The following is a 21,077-nucleotide window of genomic DNA, read 5'->3' as shown; positions in this document are numbered from 1 at the left end:
TTGCGACTCTCTCTGTTTTGACTGAAGGCCAGACGTTATATGTACCAGGTTTTTCTGGGAAAAATCTCCTCGCTGAGCACCAATCGCTGGGCTGAAGCACTCTCCCGACACGCGCCCGAAGGCGCCCAGCGTGCGCGCTGGCTGGCGGGTCGCGGGTTGCTTTCGCGTCTGCTGGCCCCGAAGTCACTGCCGGAGATTATCCACAACGAACAGGGGAAACCCCTTTTTGCCGGCGACTATCCGCTGTGGTTCAGCCTTAGCCACGCGGATGATGACATTGCGTTAATTATCAGTGACGAAGGTAACGTGGGCTGTTCACTGGAACGTATTCGCCCGCAGGATAACTGGCACACGCTCGCCAATGCCGTCTTCAGCGGTGCCGAGCATGAAGAGCTGGAAAAGGAAACGCCAGAGAGCCAGCTTACGGCGTTCTGGCGCATCTGGACGCGGAAAGAAGCGATCGTTAAACAGAGCGGCGGTCACGCCTGGCAAATGGTTAGCATTGACAGTACCGCCCGCGCATTTCACTCAGTCAGCCACTGCCGGATAGACTCGCTGAGTCTTGCGGTCTGTACCGCGACGCCCTTTGAGCTCAGGGCCGGGCTGATTTATTCTGCTGACGACGTGCTGGCCGAAAAATCGTCAACACACCCAGAATAATAAACCCGACCCCCACCAGCCCGTGCCAGGAGAAACGCTCTTCCCAGCCCGGCAGCAGGATCGCAGCGCCCCACACCAGGATATAGCTAAGACTCAGCAAGGCATACGCTTTGCTGAGTGCCATGCGATGCAGCGCCAGATACCAGCAGCCCATCGAGGCCACATACCCCATCAACCCCAGCAGCAGCGCCCCCGTGCCGGATGAGAAGTGCCACAGCGCGGAAATAAGCGCCAGAACATCGCTGACCGGCGGCAATGCCTGCATCGCATTGCGCAGCAACAGCTGCGCGGCGCTGACTAACAGCACGCTGCATAAGGCCCAGAACGCCCCTTTCACAGGCTTCCTCCCAGGATAACAATCCCAATGATGATCAACCCTACCCCCAGCCAGTGATGCGATGCGACGGTTTCACGCCAGAATACCTTCGCCGCCAGCGTCACCCAGACAAAATTGAGGCTCAGCATAGGGTAGGCAATGCCGACAGGCAGGCGCTGCAGCACCACCAGCCAGACCAGCATCCCGCTGCCCAGCGCCAGCAGGGCCAGGCCAAGCCACAGCGCGATATGCACGCCACGCCGCCCGGCTTTCGCCGGACGGGTAGCCTGTTTCTGGCACAGCTGTCCTGCACAGCTGAGCAGGCTTGCCAGTACCAGCCAGATCCAGGTCATCACTTCGGCAGATACTGCAGGTAGGCCAGACGGCCCTGGATATACAGGCTGTCCGGTTCTGGCAGATTAGCCCGCGAAAGGTCATCGCGTTTTGACAGCAGGATAACCAGCGATACGCGTCCCTGCTGACGGTGCTCTGCCAGCCACTGCGCGAAGTCATCTTTACCGACAAAACGATCTTTCACATCAGGATAATCCAGCCCGTAGCGCAGTTCGCCACTCTGACCATACAGCGTGATGTCATTGCGCTTCAGCTCCCACGCCAGGCCAGCGGCCACGCCCACGTTATTGGCCAGCACGTAACGGCTGTCCTGAAGCGGCTCGCGCACGGTGTCGACCAGCGACTGCGGCTGTTTGGAATCCACCACCAGGTTAGGAATGGCAAAACCAATCAGCAGCGCCAGGCCCGCCGGGCAGAACGCCGCCAGCCACCAGCGCTGCTGACTCTGCCTGAACGTAAACCAGCCTACCGCGGCCCAGATGAGGAACGCGACCACCGCGCAGAACACTTTATACAGTTCGACCGAGGTCCAGACCGGATGCTTAGACAGTCCCCACGGGGAGACCACCAACGCCGCCACCACGCCGATAACGCCAAACGCCAGGTTAATCCCGCCGTTAATGCGCAACGCTCTGGCGCCTTTCTCCGCCGCGAGGCAGGCATAGCGCGCCATCAGGATCGCCAGCGGGGCAAAACACGGCAGGATGTAGGTCGGCAGCTTGCCTTTGGCGATGCTGAAGAACAGCAGCGGCATCACCACCCATCCCAGCAGATAGAACCCGCCACCCGCATTTTGTCGGTCATTCCAGCCGAGACGAAACGCGCCGGGCAGCAGTGCCAGCCACGGCAGGCTACCCGCAATCAGGAACGGTATGTAGTACCAGAACGGGGCTTTGTGCTGCGCGTCGCTCTGGGCGAAACGCTGAATATGCTCCACCCAGAAGAAGTAACGCCAGAAGTCAGGCTCACGCTGCGCAATGGCCAGCCCCCATGGCAGAACAATCAGCACGCAGCTCAGGATCGCGAGCCAGCCAAAAATCAACACCTCTTTCCAGCGCTTCTGGGCGATCACCCACGGCAGCACGCCAATCACCGGTACCGCCAGTGCCAGGAAGCCTTTGGTCATCACCCCCATCCCGCAGGCCAGCCCAAGCAGCACATAGCCGCCCGCTTTTCCGGCAACGGTTTGGGCCTGTGACGCCAGCCAGAAGCTGCACATCGCCGCCACCAGCCACAGGGTGATGATAGGATCCAGCACCGCATACGTGCCAATGCCATACACCAGGAACAGGGTCAGGAAGATCAGGCCGGAGAAAATGGCTGTCCGCTTATCCCGCCAGAGACGCCAGGCCATCCAGATGACCAGCAGCGCGGCTAAACCGGTGGAGAAGATGGACCCGGCGCGCACGGCGAGGTTCGTGTGCCCGAACAACATCTGCCCGATGCTGTTGACCCAGTAGCCGGCAATTGGCTTTTCAAAGTAACGCAGCCCCAGGAAATGCGGGACAACCCAGTCTCCGGAGGCCAGCATTTCGCGGCTGATTTCCGCATAGCGCGTTTCATCAGGCTGCCAGAGCAGGCGGATATCGACCGGAATGAGGTAGTAAACGATAAACAGTGCGAGAAGCGCTAAGCCATAACGGGCTGTTTTCATGGGACCGGACTCACGGTTTGTTGATAACCAAGCCAGCCTTCCCGGCCAGCCAGTTCATTACGGACAACTTTGCCCACGGGCAGGGTACTGAGGTCGTCTGGCAGCAGCTCGCTCAACGGGCAGAATTCGATGCCCTCCTGAGCGGCCATCGTCAGCAGTTCGTCGAAATCATGCTGATACGCAATCCCTTCCACTTCGGCATGGATGGTATACACCGGCGTACCGGCGTCACGATGAATGCGGTCCAGAATGTAGCGATTGAACTCATCCGCCTTAACCTCGCGTCCAACCACTTCATCCCAGGTGGGAAGCGTGACCGGAATTTGCACCGTACCGTAGCGATTTTCGCCTAACAGCGGCAAAAAGGGCCCAGTTCCGCGGCAATCGCTGTTGTAGCGAAACGCGAAGGCCTCTTTGGCCTTCACGACGCGCTGATCCGCACGCCATCCCGCCACGGCGGAGCAGCGCACGGGCTGACCGATAATGGCCTCCAGCTCCAGCATCCCACGCTCGACCTCACGGGACAGGCGCGGGATATCCCAGACGCCCGCCCAGGCTTGCCAGGCATGGTGATCCCAGGCGTGCAGACCCACCTCATGATGCTGCGCCGCCTCGCGGATAACCGCTTCATTACCCGCGCCGATGCGTCTGCCGGGCCAGGCGGTGCCGGCCAGCAAAATATCCCAGCCGTAGAGGGATGCTGCGCGCGAGCGCAGCATTTTGTACAGAAATGCCGGTTTAACCAGACGCCATAAATGGCGTCCCATGTTGTCAGGCCCCACGCTGAAGAAAATGCTGGAGCGCACACCGTGCTTGCTCAGCAGTTCCAGCAGTTTGGGTACGCCGTCACGCGTTCCCCTGAAGGTGTCGACATCAATGCGTAAACCGACTTTTTTCATGAGACCTGTTCCGACAGCTCCACGGTGCGCAGGAAGAAGTCGAGCGTTTCATCAATGGTCTGTTCCATCTTCACGGTCGGCGTCCAGTTCAGGCAGCGCTTCGCATTGCGAATGCTTGGCTTACGGTGCTCAACGTCCTGATACCCTTTACCGTAGTAGCTGCTGCTTTCCACTTCGCGGAAACCGGCAAACGGCGGGAATCTATCGCGCAGCGGATGACGCTCAAAGCTGGCCAGCAGCATCTCGGCCAGTTCGCGAATACTCGCTTCGTTGTCCGGGTTGCCGATGTTGATGATTTCACCGTTGCAGCGGTTATCTTTGTTTTCGATGATGCGGAACAGCGCTTCGATACCGTCGCTGATATCCGTAAAGCAGCGTTTTTGTTTCCCGCCTTCGATAAGCTTAATTGGCGAGCCTTCCACCAGGTTCAGGATCAACTGGGTGATCGCACGGGAGCTGCCGATACGCGCCGCGTTCAGGTTGTCCAGACGTGGCCCCATCCAGTTGAACGGACGGAACAGGGTAAAGCGCAGGCCCTCTTTCTCACCGTAGGCCCAAATCACGCGGTCCAGCAGCTGTTTGGAGACGGAGTAAATCCAGCGCTGTTTGTTGATCGGCCCGACCACCAGGTTGGAGGTGTCTTCATCGAAGTTCTTATCGGTACACATGCCGTACACTTCAGAGGTGGACGGGAAGATGATGCGCTTGTCGTATTTCACGCAGTCGCGGATGATCTTCAGGTTCTCTTCGAAGTCCAGCTCAAACACGCGCAGCGGGTTACGGGTGTACTCGATTGGCGTGGCAATAGCGACCAGCGGCAGCACCACGTCGCATTTCTTAATGTGGTATTCAATCCACTCGGAATGGATGCTGATGTCCCCTTCCACGAAGTGGAAGCGCGGGTTGTCGAGGAAGCGGCTGATGGCATCCGCGCCGATATCCAGACCGTAAATCTCGTAGTTATCGTCCTTAAGCAGACGTTCGGTCAGGTGGTTACCGATAAAACCGTTCACGCCGAGGATCAGAACGCGGGTGCGGCGTTTGATGGCAACAACCGGTGCGCTGGTGATCAGCGCCCCGGCCACCAGGCCCAGCGACTGCGCCAGCTGTGTGCCCTGAACGTACAGGCCGTTGTCGGTTTGTCCGGTAACGATCTCCAGCGCATGCTCGCCGCAGCTCACAATCAGCGGGGAGACGGAGACGACGGTGCCCGGTTTTGCCGCCGGAATGTCGTCACGGACGCGGGATTTCCAGACGATGAATTTGCTTACGCCCGCAAAGCTGTAGGCGCCCGGCCACGGATCGGTTACGGCGCGCACCAGGTTGTGCAGCTGGCGAGCCGGTTTGTTCCAGTCCAGACGACCATCTTCCGGCGCGCGGCGGCCAAAGCAGCTTGCCTTGCTCTCGTCCTGTGCGGTTTCGCTGAAGGTGCCGTTAAGGATGGCAGGGAGGGCATCACGCAGCAGCGTCTGTGCCGTCGCGTTCAGCTTCTGATGCAGCTGAAGCGCGGTATCGTCCGCATCAATAGCGACCTTCTGCTGTGCCACGATAGCGCCCGCATCCGCACGGCGCACCATGCGGTGCAGCGTCACGCCCGTTTCCGTTTCACCGTTCACCAGCACCCAGTTCAGCGGGGCGCGGCCACGGTAGGCAGGCAGCAGAGAACCGTGAAGATTAAAGGCGCCTTTCGCGGCCAGGCCTAAGATCTCGTCAGAGAGCAGGTTGCGATAGTAGAACGAGAAGATCACGTCAGGCGCGAGCGCGCGGATGCGATCCACCCACAGCGGGTGGTTGACGTCGTCCGGCGCATAAACCGGGATACCGCGCTCGGCGGCGATACGCGCTACGGAGCCGAAAAAGTTGTTTTCTCCAGCCGTGTCCGGATGGGTAAAGATTGCCGCAATGTCATAGCCCGCTTCCAGCAGGGCCAGCGTGCCCGTGCACCCCATATCGTGATAGGCAAATACAACAGCTTTCATGGGTGAATTTCCTCTTGAGATGCTTTGTGTTCCTGACGGACAACACGTTGAATAAAGTAGCGCGGACGCGCGCGAACATCGTTATAGATACGGCCAATGTATTCACCGAGGAGACCCATCCCGACAAACTGGGCGCCGATGAACATAAACAGCACGGCAAAGAGCATAAAGACCCCTTCCGCCGCCCACTGCGGGCCAAAGACCAGGCGCAGTACCACCAGCAGGACAGAAATCGCAAAGCCCGCCAGCGCAATAATGCTGCCGAAAACGCTCAGCAGACGCAGCGGCGTGGTGGTCAGGCAGGTGATGAGGTCATACATCAGGTTGATGAGACGCATAAAGCTGTACTTCGATTCCCCGTGCTCGCGCTCGGCGTGCAGAACCGGGATTTCCGTTGCCTTACGGGCAAAGGTATTCGCCAGAATCGGAATGAAGGTGCTGCGCTCATGGCAATGCAGCATGGCGTCGACAATATGGCGGCGGTAGGCGCGCAGCATGCAGCCGTAATCGCCCATCGCTTTACCGGTCGTGCGCTGGATCAGACGGTTGATGGTGCGCGAGGCCAGCTTACGGAACAGGCTGTCCTGACGGTTCTGACGGACCGTGCCGACCACGTCATAGCCTTCGTCGGCTTTGGCCACCAGGCGCGGGATCTCTTCCGGCGGGTTTTGCAGGTCCGCGTCCAGGGTGATGATCAGATCGCCCGTGACGTGGCTAAACCCCGCCATAATCGCCGAGTGCTGGCCGTAGTTACGGTTGAGCAGCACGGCTACGATGTGGCTGCCTTCAACCTGCGCGGCTTCGGTCAGCATCAGCGCGGAATTATCGCTACTGCCATCATCCACCAGCAGAATTTCGTAGGCCTTGCCCATCGTGTCACAGGCGGCCGTTGTACGGCGGATCAGTTCGGGCAGGCTCTCCTGCTCGTTATAAACCGGGATTACCACGGATACTTTTTGTACAGGCGGTGCACTGAACATATCAATGTCCTGCAAGCTGATGGAGTGCGGTAATGACGCGGGTTGTGTCGTCATGAGTCATGTCCGGGAAAAGAGGGAGAGAACAAATACGCGCGCTATTCCATTCAGAATTCGGGAGCGATACATCAGGAAAACGCTCGCGGTAGTATTTTTGCGTGTGGGCCGCGCGGAAATGGAGGCCGGTACCGATGCCTTTCTCTTTCAGCGCCGCCATCAGGTTGTCGCGTGAGATCCCGCAGCGCGCTTCATCAACGCGAATTATAAACAGGTGCCAGGCGTGCACGTGCGGCCATGACGGAATAGTGAGCGGCTGGAACGGCGTATCGGCAAGCTCCCGCAGGTAGCGTTCAGCGATTTCCTGGCGGCGTTTGTTGGCCTCTTTCAGTTTGCCTAACTGCACCAGCGCCAGCGCGGCGTTGATGTCCGCCAGGTTGTATTTATAGCCCGGCGCGATCACTTCCGCCTGCGGCGCGCGACCGTGCGTCTGGCGATCATAGGCGTCTACGCCCAGGCCATGGAATTTCAGACTGCGGATCCGCTGTGCCAGCTGCGCGTTATCGGTGACCACCAGGCCGCCTTCCGCGCAGGTCATGTTTTTAATGGCGTGGAAGGAGAAAATTGCCGTTCCTTTCCAGCCCACGTGACGGTTTTTGTAATACGTTCCGGCGGCATGGGCCGCATCTTCAATCACCGGAATACCGTGACGTTCACCGATGGCATGGATAGCGTCGATTTCACACGGCGCGCCGGCATAGTGAACGGGAATAATGGCTTTAGTGCGCGGGGTAATGGCGGCTTCAACGGCTTCTGGCGTCACCATTAATGTGTCTTTATCCACATCAATCATGACTGGCGTGGCGCCCAGCAATACGATCATATTCAGCGTGGAGACCCAGGTCTGGGAAGGGGTAATGACTTCATCGCCCGGGCCAATATCCAGCGCCATCAGCGTAACGTGCATGCCCGCGGTGGCGGAACAGACGGCAATCGCATGCTGATTCCCGGTAAGTTGACAGAATGCCTCTTCAAGTTCCTGATTCTTAGGCCCTGTGGTGATCCAGCCCGACATCAAAACGTCCTGAAGCGCCGCAATTTCCTCAGCGCCCATCGACGGTCGCGAAAAAGGCAGAAAATCACTCATTATTAATTTCCTTGCTGTATTAAAGGCGTCATCTTTTACTGCGCTGTCGTTATGGGCAGCTCAATGGAATCATGCAAGATGGTTATTAAATAAAGACCAAATAAAATTAAGTCGCTATAACAGTTATGTCAACAAACCATCAACTGAAGCAAAAGTAGCGTCGTTTTCTTAGGAAAAAATTAAGACAGAGGGGAAGCAGAAGAGGAACAGCATATAAAAAAGCACAGGAAAGTGTTTTACAACAGTAAGATAGCGCTTACGGCAATTTTTTCTGTTTTTTGTGGGGCCACTCACAGCAGCAACTATAATATTTCATTTGTTTTACACTAAAAATTATAGGAAAAGTAAATGAATACTCAACCAAAATAAAAATCCCGAAGGTTTGGGCGGGAATTCCGACCTCCTCCGGGAACTTTTTATTAATTTGAATTGTCGCGGAATCAACTGTCGCGATTAGTTAAGATTAGCAGGAAAATCATTCGGCAATTCACTGGCCGCACAGGCGATCACGCTTTCGTTATTGGCGCCGCAGTCACGTACAAAGGTGATAGTGGCAAATTCATCAATCACTTCCGTTGGATACGCCGGGCCCGCATCACGGTAGCTGTTCATCAGTGGAATATGATCGTTCTGGAAGCAGACGGTTTTTTCCGGGTTGTTCATGACCCAGCGCGGGAAGAAGATGGTGCCGTGGAACAGTTTGTCGCCCAGGTTCACAATCAGGCTGACGTCGGTACCGGTTGGCTCGGTCCAGGAAATTTTATAGATGCTCTCCCCTACCCGCACGATGTAAGCCTGCTGATCTTTCACCCAACGGTTTGCCACCAGACCGCTGTGAATACGGTAATCCAGGGTCGTCTCATTTTTGACGTAAATCTCGTAGTTCCAGCCGTTGTCGTAGGTATAAACAAGGTGTTTGCCAACGAAGCCGCTTAAGTCGTGTTTGTCGAAGGTGTTCATAAGATGTCTCCTTTGTTTTGATGAGACGATCGTACCCCTTCAAAAAATGAATGAATAACGCTATGTTTTAATCAAATTCATCCAAATTTTAGATAAATTATGCATAAGACGACGCTTGAACAATGGTCTTTACTGGCGAAAGTGGTCGAGGCGGGCAGCTTTGCCCGAGCGGCGGAAGAAACGCACCGCAGCCAGTCTTCCGTGAGCTATAACCTGTCGCTGCTGCAGGAGCGGCTGGGCGTGGCCCTCCTGGTGCCGGAAGGACGACGGGCGGTGTTAACGCCGGCAGGAGAACTGCTGCTCAACCAGGTTAAACCGCTGCTGAAAGCCTTTTCGTACGTTGAGACGCGCGCAGCGACCCTTCGCAACGGAATGCGCACGCGGCTGGATCTGGTGGTGGATTCCATTTTCCCCCGCCGCCGCCTGTTTGCCATTCTGCGCCAGTTCCAGCAGCAGTATCCGCAAACTCAGGTACGACTCACCGAGGTGCTGGAAAACACCCGGGACGATGCCATTAACGACGAAGCCGATGTGATGGTCCTCACCCGCCGCCAGGACATGACCGGGCTCGGCGAATGGCTGATGAATATCGACTTTGTTGCCGTGGCCCACCATCAGCACCCCCTCTTTGACCTCGACGCGCCGCTTAACGATGACATGCTACGCCCGTGGCCGCTCATTCAGATTGCGGACAGCCAGCCCGCCGCGCGCGCGGCCGGTGAGTCATGGACCTTCTCCACCATCGATGCCGCCATTGAGGCCGTCCTCTCTCAGGTCGGCTACGGCTGGCTGCCGGAGGAACGCATCCAGACTCAGCTGGATCAAGGCATCCTGAAACGCCTGCCGCTGAGCCACGGTGCACGCAGAGCGACGCCGCTTCACCTGATTGTTAAGCGCTCCCTCGCCCCGCTTGACGAGCAGGTGGAGACGCTGCTGCGCCTTTTTAGCCAGGAGCTGTCATCCTCACCTGCTACGCTTTAAGGTCCGAACGTTAAAACGATAAGGAGCGGATGATGAAAATCGACTTTACGGGGAAAGTGGCGCTGGTGACCGCCTCAACCGGCGGGATCGGGTTCGCCATTGCCAGAGGGCTGGCAGAAAGCGGTGCCGAGGTGATCGTCAATGGCCGCAGCACGGAATCGGTGAACAAAGGCATTCAGCAGCTGCAGCAGGTGGTGCCGGGCGTCCAGGTGCGCGCCGCGATTGCCGATCTCAGCACGGCGGAAGGGGTCGAGTCGCTGCTCAAGGTGGCGAATAACGTCGACATTCTGGTTAACAACGCCGGGATTTACGGCCCGCAGGATTTCTATTCCACCGACGATGAAACCTGGGAGCGTTACTGGCAGACCAACGTGATGTCCGGCGTGCGTCTGTCCCGCACCTTGCTGCCAGGCATGGTGCAAAAAGGCTGGGGGCGGGTGGTGTTTATCTCCTCCGAGTCGGCCTGCAATATCCCGGCGGATATGATCCACTACGGGGTGACCAAAACGGCGCAGCTCTCCCTGGCGCGCGGGCTGGCGAAGTTCGTGGCGGGAAGCGGCGTGACGGTCAACAGCGTACTGCCGGGGCCAACGATGTCGGACGGTTTCGCAGAGATGATGAAGGATGAAATCGAAAAAACCGGTAAATCGCTGGAGCAGCTGGCGAAAGAGTTTGTGATGGCCAACCGCCCCAGCTCGGTGATACAGCGCGCGGCCACGGTTGAAGAGGTGGCCAATATGGTGATTTATGTCTGTTCGCCCCAGGCTTCCGCCACCTCGGGCGCGGCGCTGCGCGTCGACGGCGGCGTCGTGGATGACATCATCTGAGGCGGTCAGGCTGCACTGCCTGCAACCCGACGGGCAGTAATGTAGTGCGCTTGCCAGTAAGCATCCGTCAGGGTTGAGACCGTGACGCCCTGGCTGCTTGAGGCATGAATGAACTGGCTATTGCCAATATAAACGCCGACATGCCTGCGGTTCGGACCCGTCTGGAAGAACACCAGATCTCCGGGCCTCAGGCGGTATTGCGTCACCTGCACCCCGCGGTGGATCTGCTCGCCGGTCGTGCGCGGTAAGTTAAGATGCGCCGCATCGCTGAACAGGTGCTGCATGAGCGCGGAGCAATCCACCCCGCGGCGCGTGGTTCCGCCCCACTGATACTGGGTTCCCTTCCACTTTTGGTATTGATCGAGCATGCGCGAGCGCAGCGGGCCCGTATCCTGTTGCATCAGCGCAGATTTCGCTGGCGAGACTGCCAGTTCATGGTTCATCGATAGCATCGACGCGGGAAGTTGAAAACTGAATGCAGAAAACGACGCAAAACTTAACGTAAGGATTGAAATAAGCGATCTAAGAGTCATATCAAGAAGAAAGAGGTAGTGAGTGAGTTTTTCCTTACCTGTGGGGGCCAAAGGGTTCCCCTAAATATCGTGCGATGTGGCGATAATATAGACAGATCGTTTTTTCACCAATTCTTATCGAGGCCAAAATTGGACTCACTTTGAGATCGCAAGATCGAGAAAAAAATGGTGGTGATGTAAGGACTGTCCTGGTAAAGCAGGTAAACTGATCCACAGAATGTGTATTTCAGCTAAGACGTATTTATGACCAATATGATTGCCGACGAGACGGTGGCGAAATCCAGCGTGCTCTCTGTCTTTGACTTTGATGGGACGTTAACGCACCACGACAGCTTTATCCCTTTCCTGCGCTTTGCCTTCGGGAAACGTTACTTCGCGGGCCGCCTGGTGCGGATGGCGCTGCCCACGCTCCACTGCGTGCGTCGCAAGCTGACGCGCGATGAGCTAAAGGAAGTGCTGATTAAAACGTTCCTGACGGGCGTGGATGAACACTGGTTGCGCCAGCAGGCGGAAGCGTTTTGCGAAAAATACTGGAACAAGCTGATGCGCCCCGAAGGGGTTCTGGCCGTGGCGGCCGAGGTGAATTCCGGTGCGGAGGTGACCATCTGTTCCGCGTCTCCGGCACTGGTGCTTCAGCCGTGGGCTGACAAACTGGGCATTAAGCTGATTGGCACGCAGCTGGAAGTGAAAAACGGCAAGCTGACGGGGCGCATCACGGGCCACAACTGCCGCTGCGCCCAGAAGGTGGCCAGGCTGGAAAAAGTGTATGGCGATCTGAACGCCTATCACCTGCGCGCCTGGGGAGACACCCGCGGCGACCACGAGCTGCTGGCGGCGGCGCAGGATCCGCACTGGCGGCACTTCCACCCGCCGCGCAAGCGCCGGAATTCACCGATTAAGGGTTAGGTGCGGTCTGGTGCCCTCACCCCAGCCCTCTCCCACAGGGAGAGGGAGAAAACCAAACTGTAGGCCCGGTAAGCGAAGCGCCACCGGGCGGAACATCAGGCCTCACGTTTCCCCGGGAACATCACGCTCGCAATAATTCCCAGCGCCAGCACGCCCAATACCACAAACAGGCTGGCCGTCGCGCCAATGCTGTAACCGTGATGCCAGAAGTGATCGGTGGCATTTAACCCCAGCTTAAACGCCACGAAGAACAGCAGCAGCACCACGGCTTTTTCGAGGTGCACCAGATACTGCTTCAGCGCTTCCAGCACGAAGTAAAGCGTACGCAGACCGAGAATAGCGAACATCATGGCGCTATAGATAATCAGCGGCTCGCGGCTCACGGCAATAATGGCCGGCACGGAGTCAAACGCGAACATCACGTCAGAGAGTTCGACCACGGCCACGCACAGCAATAGCGGCGTCGCATAGCGCTTCGCCTTCTTCACGCGTCCGACCATCACGTCCTGGTTTTCCGGCTTTTCAAGCTCCGCATCCACCTCTTTCTGCGTCAGAATAAAGGCATTGCTGCTGATTTTCGGCCAGACCGGATAGAAGCGTTTTACCAGGCGATAGGCGAGATGACCCGAGTAATCTTCCACTTCGTCACTCTCTTCATTACGTCTGAGCATCATCACCGCCGTCCAGCCGACGACCAGCGCGAAAATCACTTCGACGTAGGGCCCCAGGCTTAACAGGCTGGTGCCGATAGCCACGAAAATACCGCGGAAGACAATCGCTCCCAGCACGCCCCAGTAGAGTACGCGGTGACGGTACTTATCCGGCACGCCGAACCAGGCGAAGATCGCCATCATCACGAACAGGTTATCGACGGAGAGCACCTCTTCCAGCGCATAGCCGGTAAGGAACAGGCTCGCCATCTCGGCGCCGTGGTGAACGTACAGGAACCCGGCGAAGGCCATCGCCATCATGACCCAGAAGATGGACCACATTGCGGCGCTTTTCAGCGAGATCGGTTTGTCGTGACGGTGCATGAAGAGGTCGATAAACATCGCCCCAACGGCCATCACCACAAAGACAACAACGGTTTCCGTCGGGAAACCGAGATGAGCAGCAGACATACAAAACCCTTTTGGCAGACAAAACACAGAACCATGCAAACTGGCGTAAACCAGGAACGAAACAGGGCGGGCCGTTAATCAGCCTCTTCACCCTTAAAGCCGCAGCCCAATCGGCTACGCAAGGAGGGGTACTTTACCTTACCAGGCGGGGATTGCGCATCTGCCGTTTAGGCGCTCATGCCACGTAAACGCTGCAGCACCGCGACCAGAACAGCCACAGACCAGCCTACCATCAACGCGCCCACCAGCCCTTCCACCCCGCCGATGAGCCGCCATTGCTGGGGTAACGTGACGTCGCCGTATCCTACCGTCGCATAACTCACCAGCGAAAAGTAGAAGCTGGTGTTCCAGTCATTAAACGCGTCGATGACAAAATAAAACGCCGCAAACAGCCCGGCTTCCAGGAGATGGGCGAAAATCATAGAGATCACGATGCCGACATTGCGTAAAACAATGCGTACCGCAGAATCGACCTCTAACGTAATGAATTTTAAAACGCCAAACATCCACAGCGAATGAATCACCACGGTTAGGGTAAGCAAAATAATAATGCTGAGTAGCTGCATGGTACGTGCTCTGACCAAAAGAAGTATGGCCCCGCGAACGCGGCGGGGCATCTGGTCGAAGCTTAGCCGAAGGGAGAGGAAAAGTTGGTGCAATAATTGCGTTACGTGATTATTTCTCTGCCAGCACGTCCGGCTTGCGGCTGGTCAGCAGCCTTGAGCGATATCGGCAGCGCACTATCTGTGAGTCACCTCTTATTTACATCATTTAAACCTTCCATTAACTGGATAAAAAGAACGCGCCGTCGCTATAGTGGTTTTGTTTAATAAAACTAAGTTGTACCTAATAAAACAAAGAACACACCCTGCGAGGATACAATGACAGAACATTTACGTAACGGCGCGACCGCCACCGAGGACATAGAAAGAGAGACGATGCGGAAGGTGATCTGGCGTATTCTCCCGTTTCTGATTGTCAGTTACCTGGTCTCGATTATCGATCGCGGGAATATCGGCATGGCTTCGCTGCAGATGAATGAGGACCTTGGCCTCAGCAAAGCGGCGTTTGGCTTCGCCAGCAGCCTTTACTTCGTGGCCTATTTTTTGTTTGAGGTTCCCAGTAACCTGGCCATGCAGAAAGTCGGTGCCCGGCTGTGGATACCGCGCATTATGATCAGCTGGGGCATCGTCTCCATGGGCATGGCGCTGGTTCAAAATACCACCTCGCTCTATATCGTCCGCTTTCTCCTCGGGGCAGCGGAAGCAGGCTTCTTCCCGGGCGTCGTGCTGTATCTGACCTGGTGGATCCCTGCCCGCTACCGCGCGCGCATTATTGCGTCCTTTATGGTCGCCATCCCGCTCGCTAACTTCATCGGCTCCCCGCTTTCCGGGTTGATACTGTCGCTGGATGGCTGGCTGGGTCTTCGCGGCTGGCATCTGCTGTTCATTATTGAAGGCTTACCTGCAGTACTGCTGGGTATTGCGGCCTGGTTTATTCTCCGGGATCGCCCTCATCAGGCGAAATGGCTCGGTGATGAACAGAAAAAGTGGCTGGAAACCACGCTTGAGGCCGAGCGGAGCCAGCAAAAGAACATTGGACATCAGACGACGTGGCAGTTGCTGAAGCATCGTCAGATCTGGCTGATGGCGCTGATTTACGCGGGCGCATCGTCCGCGGGCACCACGATCAGCGTCTGGTCTCCTCAACTGCTGAAATCTTTCCATCTCGATAACCTTGAGACAGGTCTGTTTAACGCTATCCCTTACGGTCTGGCATCGGTTCTGATGATTGTCTGGGGACGACACTCCGATCGCACCAACGAACGCCGCTGGCATACCGCGCTGACGCTGTTCATGATTGCCGCCGGCGTGTTCGCTGCCTTTGTAAACGTCTCGCTCTTTGCCACTATCGTGATCCTGAGCATTATCCTGACAGGCGCGTATTCTGCGAAAGGGCCTTTCTGGGCGCTGGCATCCGGCTGGATGAGCAGCTCCTCGGCGGCGGCAGGGCTGGCCGCGATTGGCGCCATCGCGAACCTGATTGGCGGGGTGGTCATGGTAAATGCCTACGGCATAATCAGCGAGCAGACGGGAAGCTATACGCTGGCTATGCTTCCGCTGGCCGCGCTGTGCCTGGCCGGGGGTATCGCGGTACTCATTATGGGACGGCAGGCCCGCAACGCTCAGTTACACGAAAAACAGGTCACGCATTCGTGATGACAGAAGCGGGACACGTGTCCCGCTTCTGCGTTTAAAGATTTTCTTCCGCCGCGTCGCTCGTTTCACCAAAGAACTGCAGACAGAAGGGCTTACTGGCTCCCATTTTTTGCGACAGACGGCTGGCCGCCGCCTTCATCAAAGGCCCTATCTCCTTCTCACGACGATCTTCCGTCAGCCGTGAGATGGGGCCGGTCAGGGCTAACGCCGCAACCAGCTTGTCGTGAACGCCGAAGACAGGCATCGCAAACGCCGCGGTGTGGGGATCGCGTGCGCCTGACGTGTAGAAAGGGAGTTCAGCGTCTCCCTCCGGCAGGCTCTCATTGAGCCCCCAATGGCGCAATACCTTACTGATGGCCGAATTATCGAGCGGGAACTGGCTGCCGGGAAGATTGCTGTGTCGCAGGCCGTGCGACGCTTCCGCGCGAAACAGGCAAAGGCGCTGCCCACCCTCCAGCACATACCAGCTGGCACTTTCCTGAGACGCCAGGGAGAGCGCCTGAAGCTCTGGCTGAACCACCCGCGAAAGATGGAAAGATTGTTCATACAGCTTGCCGAGGTAAAGCAGACGTGGGCCAAGCGCATAATTGCCGTCTTCATGCCTGACGACGTAATTCATCCGTTCAAGAGAATTCATCAAGCGGTAAACCGTGGTTTTGTGATAACCCGACAGCTGTGCCAGCGCGGTCAGCGTCAGGCTCTCATCCCCAGGACGGAAGCAATCCAGTAAAGCCAGCGCTTTTTCAACCGCTACAACGCCTTCATTCCCCATCATTATCTCCTTGTTAGCCCGGCAGTGAGTGTACCTCAAATTTTGTGAGTCACTTCGTGTTTACATCACAAACGCCACCTCGGGTCTGGCTAAAAGGAAAGCAACACCGCTATAGTTGTTTTGTTCTGTACACCTGCGTTGTACTTAGTAAAACAATATGGAGGCATTCATGTCCGTTTCTGAAAAAAAAGCGATTAATCGCCAGTTCGAACGCGTTTCTGCCGAGGACGTTCGTCGGGCTGCCGAGTATCAGGCAGCCATTCTGGCCGACGTGGCTGGTCGCCGCGGTACGCTTCACGGCCGCATCAAACCGCTGGCTCCTCACATGTCCGTTGCGGGTCCGGCCATCACCGTGGAAGTCCGTCCGGGTGATAATCTGGCGATTCATGCCGCGATGGCGGTTGCGCAACCCGGCGATGTCCTGGTCGTCGATGGCAAAGGCGACCTGAGCTGCGCGCTGCTGGGCGAAATCATGGCCACTCAGGCTCAGGCGAGCGGCATTGCGGGCATCATTATTGACGGCGCTGTACGTGACGCCGATTCCCTGAGCAAAGGCCACTACCCTGTCTTTTCTGCCGGTCTGAACCCCTGCGGCCCGACAAAGTTAATTTCTGGCCGGGTTAATCATCCCATTTCAGTCGCCGGGGCGACGGTTCAGGCCGGGGATCTGGTTGTCGCGGATATCGACGGCGTGGTCGTCATCCCACGCGATGAGGTTCAGCAGGTCATCGCGCTGGCAAAAGAAAAGCTGGAGATGGAGACCCGGCGTCTTGCCGCCATCCGTGAAGGCGATTTGCGTCCACACTGGCTTGATGACGCGCTTCGTAAGGCAGGTATGTTAGCTGACGGGGAGACGCTGTGATGGGGGGCAAAGACGTAATTCTGGTTACCGGAAGCGACCTGGCGGAGCAGGCCATGGTGATGCTGCAGGGCTTTGAGGTGGTGTTTGCGGGCCGCCAGCCGACAGAAGATGACCTGATCGCGCTGTGTGAACGACACAATCCCGTGGCGATTCTGGTTCGTTACGGCCGGATCACCGCGAAAGTCATGGATGCCGCCCCGGCTCTGCAGGTTATTTCCAAGCACGGAAGCGGGATCGATGTGATAGACCAGACGGCAGCGGCCGAGCGCAATATCGCCGTCCGCGCGGCCCCAGGCGCAAACGCGGCGGCAGTGGCTGAACATACCTGGGCGCTGATCCTCGCCTGCGCAAAGTCCGTGGTGCCTCTGGACAAGCGGTTACGGGACGGGCACTGGGATAAGGCAACGCATAAATCCATTGAGCTGGAGGGATTAACCCTGGGGCTAATCGGATTGGGCGCTATCGGCTCGCGCGTGGCAACTATTGGTCATGCCTTCGGTATGAAGGTGCTGGCTTACGATCCTTATGCGAAGTCCATGCCCGCCCTGTGCGAACGCGCAGAGACGCTGACCGGACTTCTTTCCCGTTCCGATGTCATCTCTTTGCACTGTCCGCTAACCGATGAGAATCGGGGAATGATCAATAGCGAGACGCTCGCACACTGCAAGCGGAACGCCATTCTGGTCAATACGGCACGCGGTGGACTGATCCACAGTGAATCGTTACTGGCGGCGCTCCGGGATGGCACGCTGCACAGCGCAGCGCTGGACAGCTTTACCCACGAGCCGCTGACGGCGCCGCACCTCTGGCAGTCTGTAGAAAACGTGGTTATTTCACCGCATATCGGCGGCGTTACCGCCGCGTCATACATCAAGATGGGGACCGTGGCCGCGAGCAATATTCTGGCCGTGACGGACGCCACCACCGTCAGCCCGTAAAGCCAAGCGTGACGAGTGGCAGCGCGCTGATGTCACTTGTCTTCTGCCAGCGCCTGAGCACATGCCCAGGCACTTGCCCATGCCCACTGGAAGTTGTATCCGCCGAGCCAGCCGGTCACATCCATCACTTCGCCAATAAAATAGAGCCCCGGCACGTTGCGCGCTTCCATGGTGCGGGAAGAGAGTTCATTCGTGTCGACCCCACCCAGCGTGACTTCCGCGGTGCGGTAGCCCTCCGTGCCGTTTGGCTGCACGCGCCAGTTTGTCAGGGTCTCCACCAGCGTCTCCTGCTCGCGGCTGTTAAGCTGCTTAAGCGACACGTCGGGGATCTGCCCCAGCACCTGCAAACACTCCACCAGACGCTTCGGCAGCTGCATTGCCAGCGTGTTTTTCAGGCTTTGATTCGGGTGTGCGGTACGCTGCTCGTTGAGGAACGCATCGAGATCGCAGTCCGGGAGCAGGTTAACCGTGACAAACTCCCCCGGCTGCCAGTAGCTGGAGATTTGCAGTACCGCCGGGCCGGAGAGGCCGCGATGGGTAAAGAGCAGGTTTTCGCGAAACACCGTGCCGTCTTCGGCGGTGATAACGGAGGGAACAGACACGCCAGACAGCGTCTGAAGCTGTTCCAGAAGTGGTTTATGCAGCGTGAACGGCACCAGACCGGCGCGCGTAGGCAAAACGTTCAGGCCAAACTGTTCGGCAATCTTATAGCCGAACGGGGAAGCGCCCAGCCCCGGCATAGAGAGGCCGCCGCTGGCGATCACCAGATTATCGGCACTGACGGTTTCGCCGTTGAGCTGCAGCGTGTAGCCCTGGTCGTCACGGGAGACCTCCAGCACCTCGGTGCGCAGGCGCATGACCACGCCGCCTTTCTCGCACTCGGCCACCAGCATATCGACAATCTGCTGCGCGGAGTCGTCGCAGAACAGCTGGCCCAGCGTCTTCTCATGCCATGCGATACCGTGCTTACCCACCAGATCGATAAAGTCCCACTGGGTATAACGCGCCAGCGCAGATTTACAAAAATGACGGTTTTGGCTCAAATAGGCCGCGGGTTCAACATACAGGTTAGTAAAGTTGCAGCGCCCGCCGCCGGACATCAGGATCTTACGGCCTGGCTTTTTACCGTTATCCAGCAGCAGCACCCGACGACCCGCCTGTCCGGCCATTGCCGCACAAAACATACCCGCCGCACCGGCGCCAATTACCACGGCATCAAACCTTTCCACGTCAAAACCCTCTTTGTTAACTGCCGCGGATTGTAAAGTTTCCTCTGTGGTCACACCAGCGTAAAAAGATATTACAAAGCCATTCCATTGAAATTTAAAGAATATCCTTTCAAGCACTTTTCTCAATTCAGGTGGTATGTCAAAAAAAGTCTATATTTCACTTTGCCCGTTGCGCATTTGTCCTGGATAATGCGCCGCGTTCATGTCCTCAAAATGGCGTAACGTCCTATGCTACATTTGTTTGCCGGCCTGGATTTACATACCGGGCTTTTACTCTTGCTTGCTCTGGTTTTTGTACTGTTTTACGAAGCGATCAACGGCTTCCACGACACTGCAAACGCAGTAGCGACGGTTATTTACACTCGCGCAATGCGATCGCAGCTTGCGGTTGTTATGGCGGCGGTATTTAACTTTTTTGGTGTCCTCCTGGGCGGACTGAGCGTTGCGTATGCCATTGTGCATATGCTGCCAACAGATCTGCTGCTTAACGTAAGTTCTGGCCATGGCCTCGCTATGGTGTTCTCAATGCTGCTTGCTGCAATTATCTGGAACCTCGGTACCTGGTATTTCGGCCTGCCTGCATCCAGTTCTCACACCCTCATCGGCGCGATTATCGGTATCGGGTTAACCAACGCCCTCATGACCGGTACATCGGTTGTTGATGCGTTAAATATCCCGAAAGTACTGGGGATCTTTGCCTCTCTCATCGTCTCCCCTATCGTGGGTCTGGTGGTGGCAGGCGGGCTGATCTTCATCCTGCGTCGTTACTGGAGCAATACCAAAAAACGCTCCCGTATTCACCTGACGCCAGCAGAGCGTGAAAAGAAAGACGGCAAGAAAAAGCCGCCATTCTGGACGCGTATCGCCCTGATCATTTCCGCAATCGGTGTGGCTTTCTCACACGGCGCGAACGATGGTCAGAAAGGCATTGGTCTGGTGATGCTGGTGCTGATCGGCGTTGCTCCGGCAGGCTTCGTGGTTAACATGAACGCCTCCGGCTACGAAATCACCCGGACCCGTGATGCGGTCAACAACGTTGAAACCTACTTCCAGCAGCACCCTGAGCTGCTGAAAAAAGCGACCGGCGTTGACCAGTTGATTCCGTCTCCGGAAGCCGGTGCTACCACCGCGCCTGGCGAATTCCACTGCCATCCGGCAAACGCGATTAACGCGCTGGAACGTGCCAAAGGCATGCTGGGCAATATCGAAAGTTATGACAAACTGACCGTTGAGCAGCGTGGTCAGCTGCGTCGCATTATGCTGTGCATCTCTGATGTAACGGATAAAGTGGCGAAGCTGCCTGACGTGAATGCTGACGACCAGCGTCTCCTGAAGAAACTGAAAGGCGATATGCTCAACACCATTGAGTACGCGCCAATCTGGATCATCATGGCGGTCGCACTGGCACTCGGTATCGGTACGATGATTGGCTGGCGCCGCGTGGCGACCACCATTGGCGAGAAGATCGGTAAGAAAGGCATGACCTATGCGCAGGGTATGTCCGCGCAGATGACGGCGGCAGTGTCTATCGGTCTGGCGAGCTACACCGGTATGCCGGTATCCACCACCCACGTACTCTCCTCGTCCGTGGCAGGTACCATGATTGTTGACGGTGGCGGCCTGCAGCGCAAAACCGTGACCAACATTCTGATGGCCTGGGTGTTCACCCTTCCGGCATCCATCCTGCTGTCTGGCGGGCTGTACTGGATTTCGCTGAAGCTGATTTAATCGGTTGAAGGCGACAAA

Annotated in this window: 21 protein-coding genes; 8 read left to right on the top strand and 13 right to left on the bottom strand. The window is 57.0% G+C overall.

What is annotated here, in order from left to right; all coding sequences use genetic code 11:
• The first annotated feature begins 39 nt into the window (after positions 1–39).
• Positions 40–660 carry a 4'-phosphopantetheinyl transferase AcpT gene (acpT, locus tag F3J31_RS19955; RefSeq protein WP_069720558.1) on the top strand — a complete coding sequence of 207 codons (621 nt, stop codon included), beginning with the start codon at positions 40–42 and terminating at the stop codon, positions 658–660.
• Here the strand turns inward: acpT and arnF are convergent.
• The 8 genes from arnF to F3J31_RS19915 form a co-directional block, all read right to left on the bottom strand.
• Positions 593–997, bottom strand: coding sequence for a 4-amino-4-deoxy-L-arabinose-phosphoundecaprenol flippase subunit ArnF (arnF, locus tag F3J31_RS19950; RefSeq protein WP_104949941.1), 405 nt, complete (start codon positions 995–997; stop codon positions 593–595). The two genes, acpT and arnF, sit on opposite strands and share 68 nt — an antisense overlap.
• The gene (gene arnE / locus F3J31_RS19945) at positions 994–1,329 is read right to left on the bottom strand and encodes a 4-amino-4-deoxy-L-arabinose-phosphoundecaprenol flippase subunit ArnE (RefSeq protein ID WP_048226328.1); all 336 of its coding nucleotides are present in this window, start codon (positions 1,327–1,329) and stop codon (positions 994–996) included. The genes arnF and arnE overlap by 4 nt, the downstream gene beginning before the upstream one ends.
• A complete protein-coding gene (arnT, locus tag F3J31_RS19940; protein ID WP_069720556.1) occupies positions 1,329–2,984 on the bottom strand; it encodes a lipid IV(A) 4-amino-4-deoxy-L-arabinosyltransferase in 1,656 nt (551 codons plus the stop codon). The genes arnE and arnT overlap by 1 nt, the downstream gene beginning before the upstream one ends.
• Positions 2,981–3,883, bottom strand: a complete 903-nt coding sequence (arnD, locus tag F3J31_RS19935; RefSeq protein WP_048226324.1) for a 4-deoxy-4-formamido-L-arabinose-phosphoundecaprenol deformylase — start codon at positions 3,881–3,883, stop codon at positions 2,981–2,983. The genes arnT and arnD overlap by 4 nt, the downstream gene beginning before the upstream one ends.
• On the bottom strand, positions 3,880–5,862 hold the full coding sequence (arnA, locus tag F3J31_RS19930; RefSeq protein WP_167214890.1) for a bifunctional UDP-4-amino-4-deoxy-L-arabinose formyltransferase/UDP-glucuronic acid oxidase ArnA: 1,983 nt from the start codon (positions 5,860–5,862) through the stop codon (positions 3,880–3,882). The genes arnD and arnA overlap by 4 nt, the downstream gene beginning before the upstream one ends.
• Complete coding sequence (arnC, locus tag F3J31_RS19925; RefSeq protein ID WP_048027754.1) at positions 5,859–6,842, bottom strand: undecaprenyl-phosphate 4-deoxy-4-formamido-L-arabinose transferase; 984 nt, start codon at positions 6,840–6,842, stop codon at positions 5,859–5,861. Before arnC ends, arnA begins: the two co-directional genes overlap by 4 nt.
• A 1-nt stretch (position 6,843) precedes the next feature.
• Positions 6,844–7,983 carry a UDP-4-amino-4-deoxy-L-arabinose aminotransferase gene (gene arnB, locus F3J31_RS19920; RefSeq protein ID WP_048027756.1) on the bottom strand — a complete coding sequence of 380 codons (1,140 nt, stop codon included), beginning with the start codon at positions 7,981–7,983 and terminating at the stop codon, positions 6,844–6,846.
• A 453-nt stretch (positions 7,984–8,436) separates the two neighbouring features.
• Positions 8,437–8,943: a phenolic acid decarboxylase gene (locus F3J31_RS19915; RefSeq protein ID WP_024908855.1), complete on the bottom strand. Its 507-nt coding sequence runs from the start codon at positions 8,941–8,943 to the stop codon at positions 8,437–8,439.
• Between the two features lie 99 nt (positions 8,944–9,042).
• Between F3J31_RS19915 and F3J31_RS19910 the strand changes: the two genes are divergently transcribed.
• A complete protein-coding gene (locus F3J31_RS19910) occupies positions 9,043–9,924 on the top strand; it encodes a LysR family transcriptional regulator (RefSeq protein ID WP_167214888.1) in 882 nt (293 codons plus the stop codon).
• Positions 9,925–9,956: 32 nt separating this feature from the next.
• A complete protein-coding gene (locus F3J31_RS19905; RefSeq protein ID WP_167214998.1) occupies positions 9,957–10,751 on the top strand; it encodes an SDR family NAD(P)-dependent oxidoreductase in 795 nt (264 codons plus the stop codon).
• 5 nt (positions 10,752–10,756) lie between these two features.
• Here the strand turns inward: F3J31_RS19905 and F3J31_RS19900 are convergent, their stop codons facing one another.
• Positions 10,757–11,203 carry an NlpC/P60 family protein gene (locus tag F3J31_RS19900; RefSeq protein ID WP_175481451.1) on the bottom strand — a complete coding sequence of 149 codons (447 nt, stop codon included), beginning with the start codon at positions 11,201–11,203 and terminating at the stop codon, positions 10,757–10,759.
• A 324-nt stretch (positions 11,204–11,527) separates the two neighbouring features.
• Between F3J31_RS19900 and F3J31_RS19895 the strand changes: the two genes are divergently transcribed.
• Positions 11,528–12,190 (top strand): HAD family hydrolase, encoded by a 663-nt coding sequence (locus F3J31_RS19895; RefSeq protein WP_074180434.1) that lies wholly within the window; start codon positions 11,528–11,530, stop codon positions 12,188–12,190.
• A gap of 95 nt (positions 12,191–12,285) precedes the next feature.
• Here the strand turns inward: F3J31_RS19895 and F3J31_RS19890 are convergent, their stop codons facing one another.
• The gene (locus F3J31_RS19890; protein ID WP_023616134.1) at positions 12,286–13,311 is read right to left on the bottom strand and encodes a TerC/Alx family metal homeostasis membrane protein; all 1,026 of its coding nucleotides are present in this window, start codon (positions 13,309–13,311) and stop codon (positions 12,286–12,288) included.
• A 167-nt stretch (positions 13,312–13,478) separates the two neighbouring features.
• Positions 13,479–13,877: a potassium channel family protein gene (locus F3J31_RS19885; RefSeq protein WP_167214885.1), complete on the bottom strand. Its 399-nt coding sequence runs from the start codon at positions 13,875–13,877 to the stop codon at positions 13,479–13,481.
• Positions 13,878–14,192: 315 nt separating this feature from the next.
• On the opposite strand from F3J31_RS19885, the gene F3J31_RS19880 reads away from it, so the two are divergent.
• A complete protein-coding gene (locus F3J31_RS19880; RefSeq protein ID WP_167214882.1) occupies positions 14,193–15,530 on the top strand; it encodes an MFS transporter in 1,338 nt (445 codons plus the stop codon).
• Positions 15,531–15,564: 34 nt separating this feature from the next.
• On the opposite strand, the gene F3J31_RS19875 is transcribed toward F3J31_RS19880, so the two are convergent.
• Complete coding sequence (locus F3J31_RS19875; RefSeq protein ID WP_167214992.1) at positions 15,565–16,302, bottom strand: IclR family transcriptional regulator; 738 nt, start codon at positions 16,300–16,302, stop codon at positions 15,565–15,567.
• Between the two features lie 169 nt (positions 16,303–16,471).
• Here F3J31_RS19875 and F3J31_RS19870 point away from each other — a divergent pair, with 169 nt between their 5' ends.
• Positions 16,472–17,164 (top strand): diguanylate cyclase, encoded by a 693-nt coding sequence (locus F3J31_RS19870; protein ID WP_039267176.1) that lies wholly within the window; start codon positions 16,472–16,474, stop codon positions 17,162–17,164.
• Positions 17,164–18,102: an NAD(P)-dependent oxidoreductase gene (locus tag F3J31_RS19865; RefSeq protein WP_045909047.1), complete on the top strand. Its 939-nt coding sequence runs from the start codon at positions 17,164–17,166 to the stop codon at positions 18,100–18,102. Before F3J31_RS19870 ends, F3J31_RS19865 begins: the two co-directional genes overlap by 1 nt.
• 32 nt (positions 18,103–18,134) lie before the next feature.
• Here F3J31_RS19865 and F3J31_RS19860 read toward each other — a convergent pair whose 3' ends face one another.
• On the bottom strand, positions 18,135–19,331 hold the full coding sequence (locus F3J31_RS19860; RefSeq protein WP_048226402.1) for an NAD(P)/FAD-dependent oxidoreductase: 1,197 nt from the start codon (positions 19,329–19,331) through the stop codon (positions 18,135–18,137).
• Positions 19,332–19,559: 228 nt separating this feature from the next.
• Here F3J31_RS19860 and pitA point away from each other — a divergent pair, with 228 nt between their 5' ends.
• The gene (gene pitA, locus F3J31_RS19855) at positions 19,560–21,059 is read left to right on the top strand and encodes an inorganic phosphate transporter PitA (protein ID WP_008503116.1); all 1,500 of its coding nucleotides are present in this window, start codon (positions 19,560–19,562) and stop codon (positions 21,057–21,059) included.
• Positions 21,060–21,077: the final 18 nt, after the last annotated feature.

The organism is Enterobacter sp. Acro-832, assembly GCF_011752745.1.
In the GTDB taxonomy this organism is placed as follows: domain Bacteria; phylum Pseudomonadota; class Gammaproteobacteria; order Enterobacterales; family Enterobacteriaceae; genus Enterobacter; species Enterobacter quasiroggenkampii.
The sequence above is the reverse complement of the archived record's forward strand: the minus strand, read 5'-3'. Positions and strand labels throughout refer to the sequence as shown.

Excerpts from the sequence above, each read along its gene's own strand:
- arnB (WP_048027756.1), bottom strand. The coding sequence starts at position 7,983 with ATGAGTGATTTTCTGCCTTTTTCGCGACCGTCGATGGGCGCTGAGGAA.
- F3J31_RS19870 (WP_039267176.1), top strand. The coding sequence starts at position 16,472 with ATGTCCGTTTCTGAAAAAAAAGCGATTAATCGCCAGTTCGAACGCGTT.
- arnC (WP_048027754.1), bottom strand. The coding sequence starts at position 6,842 with ATGTTCAGTGCACCGCCTGTACAAAAAGTATCCGTGGTAATCCCGGTT.
- F3J31_RS19895 (WP_074180434.1), top strand. The coding sequence starts at position 11,528 with ATGACCAATATGATTGCCGACGAGACGGTGGCGAAATCCAGCGTGCTC.
- F3J31_RS19880 (WP_167214882.1), top strand. The coding sequence starts at position 14,193 with ATGACAGAACATTTACGTAACGGCGCGACCGCCACCGAGGACATAGAA.
- F3J31_RS19890 (WP_023616134.1), bottom strand. The coding sequence starts at position 13,311 with ATGTCTGCTGCTCATCTCGGTTTCCCGACGGAAACCGTTGTTGTCTTT.
- F3J31_RS19905 (WP_167214998.1), top strand. The coding sequence starts at position 9,957 with ATGAAAATCGACTTTACGGGGAAAGTGGCGCTGGTGACCGCCTCAACC.
- acpT (WP_069720558.1), top strand. The coding sequence starts at position 40 with ATGTACCAGGTTTTTCTGGGAAAAATCTCCTCGCTGAGCACCAATCGC.
- arnD (WP_048226324.1), bottom strand. The coding sequence starts at position 3,883 with ATGAAAAAAGTCGGTTTACGCATTGATGTCGACACCTTCAGGGGAACG.
- F3J31_RS19885 (WP_167214885.1), bottom strand. The coding sequence starts at position 13,877 with ATGCAGCTACTCAGCATTATTATTTTGCTTACCCTAACCGTGGTGATT.
- arnT (WP_069720556.1), bottom strand. The coding sequence starts at position 2,984 with ATGAAAACAGCCCGTTATGGCTTAGCGCTTCTCGCACTGTTTATCGTT.
- F3J31_RS19900 (WP_175481451.1), bottom strand. The coding sequence starts at position 11,203 with ATGCTATCGATGAACCATGAACTGGCAGTCTCGCCAGCGAAATCTGCG.
- arnA (WP_167214890.1), bottom strand. The coding sequence starts at position 5,862 with ATGAAAGCTGTTGTATTTGCCTATCACGATATGGGGTGCACGGGCACG.
- F3J31_RS19910 (WP_167214888.1), top strand. The coding sequence starts at position 9,043 with ATGCATAAGACGACGCTTGAACAATGGTCTTTACTGGCGAAAGTGGTC.
- arnE (WP_048226328.1), bottom strand. The coding sequence starts at position 1,329 with ATGACCTGGATCTGGCTGGTACTGGCAAGCCTGCTCAGCTGTGCAGGA.
- pitA (WP_008503116.1), top strand. The coding sequence starts at position 19,560 with ATGCTACATTTGTTTGCCGGCCTGGATTTACATACCGGGCTTTTACTC.
- F3J31_RS19915 (WP_024908855.1), bottom strand. The coding sequence starts at position 8,943 with ATGAACACCTTCGACAAACACGACTTAAGCGGCTTCGTTGGCAAACAC.
- F3J31_RS19875 (WP_167214992.1), bottom strand. The coding sequence starts at position 16,302 with ATGGGGAATGAAGGCGTTGTAGCGGTTGAAAAAGCGCTGGCTTTACTG.
- F3J31_RS19865 (WP_045909047.1), top strand. The coding sequence starts at position 17,164 with ATGGGGGGCAAAGACGTAATTCTGGTTACCGGAAGCGACCTGGCGGAG.